The following is a 12,287-nucleotide window of genomic DNA, read 5'->3' as shown; positions in this document are numbered from 1 at the left end:
ATTATCGGATGCGAAACTCACATAGTCACCGGACTCCTACTCGGGGACCCAACCAATCCGATCACCACTTTGACCCGCACGCTCGCAGACGTCGCTCTCGATCACAGTCTTGAAGTCTCGGTTCCCCTGATTTCACAGTCGATGAGAGATCGCGGGGTGAGCGCCGATGATATTCGCCGGTATCTGAAGAACGGGAGGCGTGGCCTGCGGCGGGCGCACGTGGCGTTGGAACTCTCAGGCGCTGCCTACGAAGCGCCGTCCGAGTCGTTTTGTGCAGTCAAGTTCCACAGACACGGGATCACCGGGATGGTTCCCCAGGTTGATGTTCGGTCCGCCACGGGTAAGCTCATTGGGCGCAATGACTTCCAACACGATACGGTTCCAGTCGTGGTTGAGGTCCACGGAGTGGGGAAGTACTATCTCCACCCTGACGGTCCCGATGAAGCTGCAAAACAGAACCATCAGCGCAACATGAATCTTCTCAATGCCGGATACCAAGTCTTCAATCTGACATTCGGTGACCTATTCCGCCCAGGAAACTTCACCGCGATCAAAAACTGCATCGACTCATTGATGATCAAGCATCAGCGGCAGACTTTGGCTCAACGAGTCGGCTAGAACCTTCGCTCAAGCGAGGGGGCCAATGCGGGCCAAGCCAGTCGAGATCTGATGCAACGCTGCACCGCAACACGGTGCTTCTCCCGAATACCGGTTGTGCACATAGATGTCTCAGAGCGACACCCGTTTCTCGGGGAAGCAGCCGGGTGCCCGAGGCGTTTTTCGGTAAGTCGGGCGAGTGTCAGCGCGGTACCCGAGTTTCGGGGTGCGTGCGGCGGCTCAGCGAAGCTGCTTTGCTGCGGCTGGTGCACGGGCGGTCCTCCGCCGTTGTCGGGTAATTGAACGCCGCGCCAGACCCTACCCGCGCGGCTCAGGGCTGGGGGCGCAGGTGCAGGCTCAGGGCTGGGCGGGATGAGCTGAAGGCTGGTGAGGCGAGGGCAGGCGCCGCTCAGGGATGGTGGAGCAGGTAGGTTCCGCCCTTGAGGCAGGTGTCGAGGGCCCAGCCGTCGGCGACGAGAGCTGTCAGCGAATCGCGCAGGGCTTCCCGCCAGCGCGAAGCAAGTTCAGCGTCTTGGCCGCGCAGCGTCTCGATGTCGGAGGGGAAGTCGAGGGAGACCAGTGAAGCTTCCTTGGGCACTTCAGCCACCACAGGTTCGCCGCTATCGTCACTGCGCAGGCACTCGAAGGCGTCGTCCGCCTCGGCGAGGGTGGCCCGGGCAGGCTTGTCCAGCGGCCAGGATACGACCATGCGGTCACTGGCTTGACCGGCGTTGACGCCGTCGCGCATCTGCCCGTAGAAGTCCTCAAGGTATTCGACCATTCCAACGCCCAGACGCTGGAAGTTGAAGTAGGCGTTGCGTGCCACCAGCGGATCGAAGGTCCAGGTCATCTCCGTGATGCCGAGGTTGAGACACCACAGGCGCTGATGCAGCTTCATCGCCGAGCCCGCGCCGCGGCCGATGACCTGATGCCGCACACCGGCGATATGCGAATGCATCACGGTTCCCAGCGGTTGGCCGAAGAAGCCGATCGTCACCCCGATCATCTCGTCGGGCTCGTCGAGGCTGTAGGCGGCAGAGACATAGTTGCCCGCATGGGCGAAGGCCACGATGAGCCCGGGTTCGAGGACGTTGGTGCCCGTCTCGTCGACGCTCCACACTTCGTCGAGCAGCAGGGCGGCTTCGGCAGCCTCGGCGGCGGTGTGGATCTCACGCACCTCGATCCGCGCGGCGTCTGCTGCTGCCGCGTATTCGTCCTCGGCCAGGGCAATGATCTCCGAGTCCACTGTTGTCAATCCTTCGCGCGGTGTCATGGTGACATTGTGCCACCGAACTCGGCTTCTGAATGTACTGCAACGTCGATATCTGAGGCATCGGTGCTGGTGCAGACGGGTGGAGACCGAGAGCAGCAGGCAGGTATAACCTGAAGCCATGAGCTTCAGTGTTGCTGTCATCGGGGCCGGAACAATCGGCCGTTCCTTCGCTTGGCTGTTCGCCCGATCCGGTTATCCGGTGCGGGTCTTCGACCCCAGGCCAGACCTCGCCGAGGTGGTCACCGAGTTGCAGGCCGACGTCAGTGCCGACGCTGCCGCCGAGAATATGCTCGCCTCCGAAGTCGGGTCCGTCAGCCTCGCCGAATCCGTCGAGGCAGCCGTGGCCGAGGCCTCGTTCGTGCAGGAATCGGGGCCCGAGAATCCGCAGGCCAAGCCGCAGCTGTTCGCCCAGATCGCTGCTGCCGCCCCGGACGACGCGGTCTTCGCGACCTCCTCGTCGACCATCCCCGCATCGTTGATCGCACGGCACTTACCGGCGGAAGCCGCGGCCCGGGTCATCGTCGGGCATCCGTTCAACCCGCCTCATCTCATGCCGCTCGTCGAGGTGGTCCCGGCACCGGCGACCAGTCCGGACACCGTTGAACGGACCCTCGAGTTCTACCGCAGCTGCGGACGTGAACCCGTGGCTCTGAACCGGGAAGTTCGCGGCTTCGTCGGCAACCGGCTGCAGAACGCGCTGATGAAGGAGGCGATCTCACTGGTGGAGAACGGTGTCATCTCAGCACCTGACCTGGATGCGGTGATGAAGAATTCTCTGGGCTTGCGCTGGTCCGCGGTGGGGCAGTTCGAGGCGATGCACCTCGGAGGGGGAGATGCAGGGATCCGCGGTTTCATGGACCACATCGGCACATCATTCGCTGAAATCGGCGAGCTTCCACTCGACCTCAGCGATGACGGGATGGCCGATGTCTATGCACAGGTCGAAGAAGCCTATGGCCAGACGCCGAGCCGAGCCGCCGCCGAGGCGAGGGACCGAGCTCAGCGCTCCGTGCTCGAGGCACGTCGCCAGAGTGGCACGCAGTCACAAGAGGAGTGAGACGCGCTCACTGAAGCGAGGTGGCAGTGAGGTGCCGCTACTCTCCGGAGTGAGACGGCTGGCTACACCGCGGCTTGGTAGAAGTAGGTGGTGCGTTCGGCGATGAGGCCCTCGGTGTCGAAGAGGAAGAAGTCGGCGAAGCCCACGGAGGTCTGCGTGCCGTCCTTGAGACGGCCGGTGAAGACGCCGCGGCTGGAAGCGCGGTCGCCGTCGACGAGGATCTCAGCCAGCGAATGCGCGCCCGACTCGATGACGCGCTCACCGTGGTAGAAGTCGGTGATCTGCGTTCCGATCATGGTCGGGTATCCGGGCCGATCGTAGTGACCTTCGGCCGCGAAGAGGGCTGAGGTGGCACCCGCATCTCCGGCGTCGACGGTGGAGTAGTAGCGCTTCACGAGTTCAGTCACACTGTCCATGGCAACACAGTAACAGCGATCACATTCGAGTTTGAGCTCAAGGGGTGGGATGGGGAATTGCCGCCGAGGTGATTGGGCCATAGCGTGGGAGATGAATCCATTCGTCGTCTGGTGCCTGATCGTCGGTTCCGGGCCGTTGGATTGAGGTCAATAACCCCCGCAGAAATGAGGCTCGACATGTCCACCATGTATCGCGTGACCAACCCGGCAACCGGAGAGGTCGCCGAAGAGTTCGCCACCGCCACCGACTCAGAGATCCTGGCCGCCCTTGACCGGTCCGCGACGACCTTCACCGAATGGAGTCAGACCAGCGTGGCCGATCGCGCTGCGATCCTCGTTCGAGTCTCCGAAATCTACGCGGAGCGGGCTGAAGAGCTGGCGCAGGTCATCCAGCTGGAAATGGGCAAGGCCGTCCCCGAAGGCAAGGGCGAGGTCGGACTGAGCTCCGCAATCTACCGCTACTTCGCCGACAATGCCGAAGCTTTCATGGCCGATGAGCCCCTGCGCGGACCCGAAGACGGAACCGCGATGATCCGCCGCAAGCCGGTCGGGTCACTGCTGGGAATCATGCCCTGGAACTTCCCCTACTACCAGGTCGCACGCTTCGCAGCGCCCAACTTGGCGTTGGGCAACACGATCCTGCTCAAACATGCTCCGCAGTGTCCCCGCTCGGCTCAGATCATGGAAGAGATCTTCATCGAAGCAGGTCTTCCCGAGGGCGCCTACATCAACATCTACGCCAGCAACGAGCAGGTCGCGGATCTCATCCTCCCTGACCCACGCAACCATGGAGTGTCCCTGACCGGGTCCGAACGTGCTGGTGCTGCTGTGGCCGCCGAAGCCGGTAAGAACCTCAAGAAGGTCGTCCTCGAGCTTGGTGGATCCGATCCCTACATCCTCCTCGACACTCCTGATGTGGCGAAGAGCGCGAACATCTTCTTCAAGACCCGCATGGGCAACACCGGTCAGGCCTGCAACTCGCCCAAGCGCATGATCGTCATGGATGATGTCTACGACGAGTTCCTGACTTCGATCACCGAGGCGGCCAAGAAGTTCACGCCCGAGCAGCCCGGTGATGAAGGCTCCCGCCTGTCCCCGCTGTCATCGACCGCGGCCGCCGATCGCTTCATCGAGCAGGTTCAGGACACGGTCAAGGACGGCGCCACTCTGCTCGCCGGCGGCAGACGCTACGACGGTGGCGGCGCCTATGTCGAACCCGTCGTCCTCGCCGATGTGGAGAAGGGCATGCGCGGCTACTATGAAGAGCTCTTCGGTCCCGCCGTCATCGTCTACAAGGTCAGCAGTGAGGAAGAGGCTGTCGAAATGGCCAATGACACCCCGTTCGGCCTCGGTGCGGCTGTATTCTCCACAGACCTGGAGCGGGCAGAGCGCGTCGGTTCCCAGATCGACTCCGGCATGGTCTTCCTCAACGCCCCCGAAGGCAGCCGTGAGTACCTGCCCTTCGGTGGTGTGAAGCGTTCCGGCGTCGGCCGTGAGCTGGGGCCATTGGCCATGGACGAGTTCGTCAACAAGCAGTTGGTGTTCACGAAGAACTGAGACTGAGCTCTCGACGCACCGCGTCGGCAGAGTCGTCTTTCTGCTCTCAGGGCGTTGACCGCACAAGCAGTCAACGCCCTGATTGTATGCTGAGGTCATACTCAGTCTTTTCTCAGTAGGAGGATCTCATGCCGGCATCGAAGCCGTCGACACAGGTCAACGCAGCGGCCTCAAAAGGATTCATGCGTCCGATCAACCGCTTCCTCGAACAGTGGATTCCGTCAGCGCTGACGTTCGCCATCGTTCTCACGCTCATCGTCGCCGTCCTGGCGTTCATCCTCACCGGAGCCAGCCCGGTCGAGGTCGTCACCGGCTGGGGTGAGGGACTGGCAGGACTCCTCGAGTTCATGACCCAGATGTGTCTCATCCTGCTGCTGGGCCACATCCTGGCGAACACCGGTCCCGTCCAGAAGCTGCTGACATGGCTGGCCAGGGTCCCCGGCAGCCCGGCCTTCGCCTATGTCTTCGTCTTCCTCGTGGCAGCGATCGCCAGCCTCATCACGTGGGGCCTCGGCCTCGTCGTCGGTGCACTGCTGGCGCGAGAGATAGCCGTCCAGGCGCGCAGCCGCGGCATCAAGGTCCATTTCCCGCTGCTCGTGGCCGCCGGCTACTCCGGCTTCGTTGTCTGGCACATGGGCTACTCCGGTTCGGGCCCGCTGACAGCCGCGACACCCGATTCCTTCTTGGCAGAATCCCTGGGCGGTGAGGTCGTCCCCGTCAGCGAGACCATCTTCTCCACATGGAATCTGCTCGCCATCCTCGGCGTCATTGTGGTCTGTGGTGCCCTCTTCTTTCTCATCGCGCCGAAGAAGGGCGCACCCGTCTACGAGCTGCCCGAGGCGATCACCTCGGAATCCAGATCGACCATCGACGAGGAGGTCGTGACTCCGGCCGACCGCATCGACGCCTCGCGGATCCTCACCCTCGTCGTCGGTCTGGCACTCGTGATCTACCTGATCATCCACTTCGCCCAGGGCGGGGGACTGACGCTGGACATCGTCAACTGGTCCTTCCTTGCGCTCATCTTCCTGCTCGTGAAGAACCCCTTCGAACTCATCCACCTGACGAAGGAAGCCGCCTCGAACGTCGGTGAGATCCTGCTCCAGTTCCCCCTCTACGCAGGAATTCTGGGCATCATGTCCGGCACCGGCCTTATCGCAGTGTTCTCCGACGCCCTCGTTTCGATCGCGAACCCGTCGACCTTCGGCGTCCTCGCGCTGCTCTCAGCCGGCCTCGTCAACTTCTTCGTCCCGTCGGGCGGCGGGCAGTTCGCCGTCCAGGGACCGATCATGCTCGACGCAGCCAATCAGCTGGGAGTCGATCCCTCGATTGCGATCATGGCGGTCTCCTACGGCGATCAGTGGACGAACATGCTGCAGCCCTTCTGGGCTCTGCCGGTCCTGGCCATCGCGGGACTGAAGATGCGTGACATCCTCGGCTACACCTCGGTGACCTTCCTCGGTTCCGGTGTGGTCATGGCTCTGGCTCTATTCCTCGTCTCTTTGTGAGGTGAGGCTAGGGCGATAGGACGTGAGCGAAGAGGTGCGAATAGTGATGTGATTGAGGCGGTCCGGCGTAGGGCTGGTGCCAAGGTCCCCGGCGAAGTCGCTGTCAGCCCCCTATCCGGTTACCGACGGTTACGATATGGTAGCCTACATGGTTGGCTGTCACCGGTGATTCCGGTGCGCCGAAACACGGAAATCGATGTGGGCGAGGTATCGTCCGCTGAAGGAGTGAGCAGATGACGGCCACAGTGGACAAGTCCGAAGAGAGGCCGAAGACGGGGGTGAAGGCCGTGCTGCCTCCGGTGAATAAGCCGGTTTTCATCGCGGCCGCCCTTGGCACCCTGGCCATCACTCTCTGGGCTTTCTTCGCCCCGACGAACGCCGAGGCTGTGCTCGGCGCCGTGGTCGGTTGGACCTCTGACTGGTTCGGCTGGTTCTACGTCCTCCTCGTCGCCGCTGTCCTCGTCTTCGTCATCTACTTGGCGGCCTCGAAGTACGGCAATACGAAACTCGGCCCCGAGCATTCGAAGCCCGAATACGGGCTGCTGGCGTGGGCCTCGATGCTCTTTGCCGCCGGCATCAGTACCGACCTGATGTTCTTCGCCGTCGCCGAACCGGTCACCCAGTATCTGGCACCGCCGAGCACACAGCCGGAATCCGTTGACGCGGCGCGCGAAGCTACAGTGTGGACCCTGTTCCACTACGGCATCAGCGGTTGGGGTCTCTACGCCCTCATGGGCATCGCCCTGGCCTACTTCGCGTACCGGATGAACATGCCACTGGCGATTCGGTCGGCACTTGCTCCGATCTTCGGCAAACGTGTCGAAGGAGCTCTCGGCGACACCGTCGACATTGCTGCACTGTTGGGCACCGTCTTCGGTGTGGCCACCTCGTTGGGCATCGGCGTGGTCATGGTCAATGTCGGTCTCAACACCGTCTTCGGCATCCCGATCGGTGTGGGCTCGCAGGTCGGCATCGTCGTCGTCGGTGTCGCAGTGGCCACACTCTCGGCAGTGTCAGGCGTGGACAAGGGAATTAAGTTCCTCTCGATCCTCAACGTCTTCCTCGCAGTGGCTCTGAGCCTCTGGGTCCTCATCGCAGGTAACACCCAGTTCCTGCTCAACGCGTTGGTCCTCAACGTCTTCGACTTCATCAGAATGTTCCCGAACATGGCGGGTCAGACATTCGCCTTCGAAGACACCGGAACATGGATGACGGATTGGACTCTGTTCTTCTGGGCCTGGTGGATCGCCTTCGCCTCATTCGTCGGGCTCTTCCTTGCACGAATCTCGCGCGGACGTACGATCCGCCAGTTCGTCCTCGGTACCCTGACGATTCCGTTCATCTACATCTTCATGTGGATCTCGATCTATGGAAACTCTGCTCTCGACTTGATCCGCAATGGTGATAAGGAGTTCGGTGAGAAGACGATGCTCAACCCCGAAGGTGGGTTCTATGAGCTGCTCTCGAACTACCCGGGATTCTTCGTCATCGCCGCGCTCGCAACGATCACGGCGCTGCTGTTCTACGTCACCACAGCTGACTCCGCGTCACTCGTCATGGCAAATCTCTCCTCACGTCTGCCGACGCCGCAGGACGACGGTCGTCCGGGACTGCGCATCTTCTGGGCTCTGGCCACCGGTGCGCTGACGATCGCCATGCTCATCGTCGGCGGAGTGGGTGCACTGCAGAATGCAACGGTCGTCATGGGCCTGCCCTTCGCGTTCGTCGTCATCCTCGTCATGATCGGCCTCTACAAGGCATTGCGGGTAGAAGCCCATCGTGTCGACAGCGCCGACCAGAGCCTGCCGGGATCTCTTGCCCGACGTTCTCGCTCGGGCGACAAACATGAGCCCTGGCAGCGTCAGTTGGGTCGTGTCCTGTCCTTCCCCAGCGGCAGCAAGACACGCGCGTTCGAACGCGAAGTCCTGACACCCACCTTGGAAGAGGTTGCGGCGGAGATGGCCGAACGTGGTATCACGGCCCGTTGCGGACGCGTCGACTCAGAAGGACAGTTCGTCGACGACGGCGAACTCATCCAGCTCGAAGTCGACGGTGAGGGGCGGTATCCGTTCCGCTACCAGATCTGGCCTCACAAGGTCAGTGTGCCCTCGTTCGGTGGGCGCGTCCCGCGTGGCACGGAGGACTACTACCGGATGGAGGTCTATCTCGATGGCGGAACCGGACAGGGCTACGACATCATGGGCTATTCGAAGGAACAGATCATCGATGACGTCCTCGACAAGTACGGTCGCCACGTGGAGTTCCTGCAGCTGCAGGAGAACATCCTCAACCACGACGATTGATCTAGATCGACGACTGACTTTGACCCTCGTCTGACGCAGGCGTTCGTCTGACGTCCGTATGAAACAGGCGACTGTTTCGCTGAGCCCGGTGCTTGCCTGACCACAGGCAGGTGCCGGGCTCAACGCCGTCTGAGGCCCTCCAGACAGGCCCGCAGGGTGCGAGTGACGGAGATTGCGGTGAGGCCGCTGGTTGCCGGGTTCTCCGGGCTCGGGGTCGACGAGATGGAGAACGCGAAGTCTCCTGCTTCTCCCGTCGCAGTGATCTCATGATGGGAATCCTTCTGGCGGGGATCCGCACGGATCTCCACACACGTCCGGCGCAGTGCCGTCTCCATGAGTTCGTCGTCGGCGTCCGCATCAAATCCGAGCCCCCGTGTTGCCCAGGCAAGCGCCACGGTGATGTTGACGTTGGCGGGGAACTTCACAATCGCCTCGGCGGGGGAGCCGGTGAAGATCGTCGACGGCCCATCTTCGGGGGTCAGTTCCGTCAGCCGGCGAACTTCCTCGGCAGGCATCCAGGATTGGATCAGGCCGCCAGGAGCCTTCGACGTCGTGATGGAGACCGTCTCCAGGGCCTGCGCCTGGGCGGCTGCTTCGAGGACGTCGAGCCCACCGATCGCCCCGTTCGTCACATGCAGGTCACCCGGCCCGGCCAGCAGTGAGCGCCTGGTCGGCCGATCGGCAAGGGCACCGACACTGGTGAGGACGAACGGAATGCCGGCATCCACCACGGCCGGACCATAAGTTTCAGCGGCTGGAACACCTGCACATTCGACCACAGCAGCGGGAGCGAGATCAGCCCAGCGCGGATCCTCGGGATTCTCAACCTGAATCAGATCGGCGCCCAGATCACGATGCTCGGCGTGCTTGTCGAGGTTCCGGACCAGGGCGGTCAGCCTCAGACGTCCGCTCGAGATCTCGGGGCTCAGCAGGCGCGAGACGTGTCGTCCGATCGCCCCGAACCCGATCATCGCCACCGTTGTCACTTCCGCCTCTGGTCTCATGAGATCAGGGTACACATCGCCATGGACATGCACTGTCAGTGCCTCGGGGTACCGTAAAGGTGTGGATGGGCGAGGCGAGGAAGGAGTATCGATGACAGAGGCGACTGCCGGCGATGGGCCAACCGCTGACGATGCAGTGGTCGGCGACGATGGGATCGCCCGAACGCCGTGGGCCTACGGCAATCCGCTGCTGCTTGACTATTACGACACCGAATGGGGCATGCCCGTCCGTGACGAGTCCGGGATGTTCGAGAGACTGAGCCTCGAAGGCTTCCAAGCTGGATTGTCGTGGCTGACGATCCTGAAGAAGCGCGACCGCTTCCGCGAGGTATTCAGACACTTCGACGCCGAGGCGGTGGCGAAGTTCGGCGAGTCCGAGATCGAAGCCCTGCTCGACGATCCCGGAATCATCCGACACCGCGGCAAGATCGAAGCTTGCATCGGCAATGCCAAGGCAACATTGGCGATGCGCGATGACGGTGGCCTCGGCGATTTCATCTGGAGCTTCCAGCCTGAGACCACGCCGCGTCCCCACAGTCTGAGGGATGTGCCCACAACGAGCCCCGAGTCCCTGGCGCTGTCGAAAGCCCTGAAGAAGAAGGGATTCCGGTTCGTGGGGCCGACCACCATGTACGCGCTCATGGAAGCGATCGGTATGGTTGACACGCACGTCCTCGGATCCCATCGCCGAGGTGCGTCCGGAATCTGGAACGACTGACGAAGCCGATGAAAGGCTGGAATGAACGATATCCGAGTCAGTGCACTCGTCCTGCTGCACCCGTACGAACCGTTTCTGCTCATGGTGCGCAAGGAGGGGACATCGTCGTTCATGCTTCCTGGTGGCAAGCCTGAAGTCGGTGAGAGTGCCGAGGCGACGATCATCAGGGAGATCAGCGAGGAGCTCGGCCTCGTCCTGGAGGCCGACCACCTCTTCCCGCTGGGCACCTTCGCCGCAGATGCCGCCAATGAAGCTGATCATCAGGTGATCGGGGACGTGTTCTGCTACGAAGGCCTGCCCGCTGAACTCAACGTCGATTGCATCAACCACCAGGCCGAAATCGCGGAGGCCGCGTGGTTTCCCTACGACCCGATGCCGGCAGACACTTCTGAACGGCAGTTCGCTCCGCTGACTCGTCTGCAGGTCGTTCCCGCTCTTGCAGAACGAGGCCTGCTCACACGGTGAGGATATCGTGGTGAAGCTCAGACACCTCGGCGTTGGAACGCCAATTCGAGGACGAACAGGTGGACGGCATGTCCCAGCACCAGGCCGGATATGAGGAAGCCGAGGACGATGCTGAAGACACCGAAGTCCGTATAGGGTGGAGGGTCAACGTATCCGGGGGACTGCAAGAGCGTGGAAGCGACCAGGATCGACCCCACCAGTATCGCGATCAGACCACTCGTCGACAGTTTTCCCGCCGCGGCGAGAGCCAGCAGCAATGCTGTCAGGAGGACGACCAGCAACGCCATCAGGTCGTAGCCGGGTCCAAGCCGAGCTACCTCCTGCCATAGGTTTCCATAGTTGATCGAGCTGCCAGATTCCGATTCGTAGTAGGGGAAGAATGTCAGTGAGATGACCAGCAGGCACAGCGGTCCGTAGAAGCGAGCGTAGAGAGCATTGGTTCGCGTGATCCGTGAGTTGAGGAGTTCGATTCGGATCATCTGCTCTGGAAGAGTCATGCGTTGTCTGTCCTTACTGTCGGTCATCGGTCGCCGATTTCTGGGTCCTTCGTGCCACGACTCCTGTCGCCGCTGAGGTGAAGATGAGGGTGAGTAAGCTCAGGCCGACGCCGACGACCGAGAGGCCCGGACTCGGCGAGACTTGAAGTCCGTTTCTGGCGAAAGGTCCGATGCTTCCCATCCGGGTCGTGGCTCCGCCGGTGCCAGCACCGGTATCGGCGCCGCTGGCGGGGATGACGGGCAGGACCGAGAACGATTCACTCAGGTGCTCCTCGTCCATGCTCTGCTCCGACGTGACCTCCGCCTGGTAGCCGCCCGCATAGGTGTTGATCGGTCTGCCAGGTGAACCGCCTATTGCAAACGCGACGGTTCCATCTGCGCGAGCTCGTCTTCGGTCGTGGATGGCTTCGACTCCCGGCGGTGTGGAGACGATGTCGAGTTGGACCTCCTCACCTGGCAGGAAACCTGTGGCCGTGATGGTCACGGCGTCGTTGTCGGTGATGAAATCGGTGGTGGCAACGGCCCGCGGACGAATGTCGACGACCGTCGGCACACCGTCTGCGTATTCGTCTGCCACGGCGGGGCCAGGCAGCAAAGTGGTTCCCAGAATGCAGGCGGCGGCTGTCACAGCCAAGGGTGTCCGCCATCTCGATGCGCGCATAAGTATTCTCCAAACGAATGTTGAATGCGAATGTTTATGTGTCATTGGGTGCTGTTTGAATTCGTCCGCGGGCAGTGAAACGGATCATCGCCTCGGGAATAGAGAACTGTGGTGACAATCGACCATAATGTCTTCGCGGAATAGTCGCGGTGCTGATTGAGCTATTGCTGAGAAAACTGGCTCTTCGCAAACGAGAGTGTAGGCCGATGAATTTCAAACAAGGCGAGTCGC

The 12,287-nt window shown here is 61.9% G+C and carries 11 protein-coding genes and 1 pseudogene; 7 read left to right on the top strand and 5 right to left on the bottom strand.

The window, feature by feature from the left end; genetic code table 11:
* Positions 1-618: pseudogene (locus tag INT29_RS19510) on the top strand (hypothetical protein); the annotation flags it as partial.
* Between the two features lie 388 nt (positions 619-1,006).
* Here INT29_RS19510 and INT29_RS19505 read toward each other — a convergent pair.
* Positions 1,007-1,870, bottom strand: coding sequence for a hypothetical protein (locus INT29_RS19505; RefSeq protein ID WP_193073212.1), 864 nt, complete (start codon positions 1,868-1,870; stop codon positions 1,007-1,009).
* A 118-nt stretch (positions 1,871-1,988) separates the two neighbouring features.
* Between INT29_RS19505 and INT29_RS19500 the strand changes: the two genes are divergently transcribed.
* Entirely contained in the window at positions 1,989-2,927 is a 939-nt protein-coding gene (locus tag INT29_RS19500; RefSeq protein WP_193073210.1) for a 3-hydroxyacyl-CoA dehydrogenase NAD-binding domain-containing protein, read from the top strand.
* 62 nt (positions 2,928-2,989) lie between these two features.
* On the opposite strand, the gene INT29_RS19495 is transcribed toward INT29_RS19500, so the two are convergent.
* Positions 2,990-3,343, bottom strand: coding sequence for a nuclear transport factor 2 family protein (locus tag INT29_RS19495; protein WP_101573588.1), 354 nt, complete (start codon positions 3,341-3,343; stop codon positions 2,990-2,992).
* Between the two features lie 177 nt (positions 3,344-3,520).
* Between INT29_RS19495 and INT29_RS19490 the strand changes: the two genes are divergently transcribed.
* The 3 genes from INT29_RS19490 to betT all read left to right on the top strand — a co-directional run bounded on the left by INT29_RS19490 (position 3,521) and on the right by betT (position 8,711).
* Positions 3,521-4,900, top strand: coding sequence for an NAD-dependent succinate-semialdehyde dehydrogenase (locus INT29_RS19490; RefSeq protein WP_193073209.1), 1,380 nt, complete (start codon positions 3,521-3,523; stop codon positions 4,898-4,900).
* A gap of 128 nt (positions 4,901-5,028) precedes the next feature.
* Complete coding sequence (locus tag INT29_RS19485; RefSeq protein WP_193073208.1) at positions 5,029-6,408, top strand: short-chain fatty acid transporter; 1,380 nt, start codon at positions 5,029-5,031, stop codon at positions 6,406-6,408.
* A 233-nt stretch (positions 6,409-6,641) separates the two neighbouring features.
* On the top strand, positions 6,642-8,711 hold the full coding sequence (betT, locus tag INT29_RS19480; RefSeq protein ID WP_101573594.1) for a choline BCCT transporter BetT: 2,070 nt from the start codon (positions 6,642-6,644) through the stop codon (positions 8,709-8,711).
* Positions 8,712-8,830: 119 nt separating this feature from the next.
* Here the strand turns inward: betT and INT29_RS19475 are convergent, their stop codons facing one another.
* The gene (locus INT29_RS19475) at positions 8,831-9,715 is read right to left on the bottom strand and encodes an aspartate dehydrogenase domain-containing protein (protein WP_193073206.1); all 885 of its coding nucleotides are present in this window, start codon (positions 9,713-9,715) and stop codon (positions 8,831-8,833) included.
* Between the two features lie 91 nt (positions 9,716-9,806).
* Between INT29_RS19475 and INT29_RS19470 the strand changes: the two genes are divergently transcribed.
* Positions 9,807-10,433, top strand: coding sequence for a DNA-3-methyladenine glycosylase I (locus INT29_RS19470; RefSeq protein WP_193073205.1), 627 nt, complete (start codon positions 9,807-9,809; stop codon positions 10,431-10,433).
* 21 nt (positions 10,434-10,454) lie between these two features.
* Positions 10,455-10,898 (top strand): NUDIX hydrolase, encoded by a 444-nt coding sequence (locus INT29_RS19465; RefSeq protein WP_101573600.1) that lies wholly within the window; start codon positions 10,455-10,457, stop codon positions 10,896-10,898.
* Positions 10,899-10,915: 17 nt separating this feature from the next.
* On the opposite strand, the gene INT29_RS19460 is transcribed toward INT29_RS19465, so the two are convergent.
* Together INT29_RS19460 and INT29_RS19455 are read right to left on the bottom strand one after the other, a co-directional pair.
* Positions 10,916-11,395, bottom strand: coding sequence for a hypothetical protein (locus INT29_RS19460; RefSeq protein ID WP_193073204.1), 480 nt, complete (start codon positions 11,393-11,395; stop codon positions 10,916-10,918).
* A gap of 13 nt (positions 11,396-11,408) precedes the next feature.
* Entirely contained in the window at positions 11,409-12,056 is a 648-nt protein-coding gene (locus INT29_RS19455) for a hypothetical protein (protein WP_193073202.1), read from the bottom strand.
* Positions 12,057-12,287 lie beyond the last annotated feature (231 nt).

Origin of the sequence: Brevibacterium sp. FME37 (assembly GCF_014897485.1) — a bacterium.
GTDB lineage: Bacteria > Actinomycetota > Actinomycetes > Actinomycetales > Brevibacteriaceae > Brevibacterium.
The sequence above is the reverse complement of the archived record's forward strand: the minus strand, read 5'-3'. Positions and strand labels throughout refer to the sequence as shown.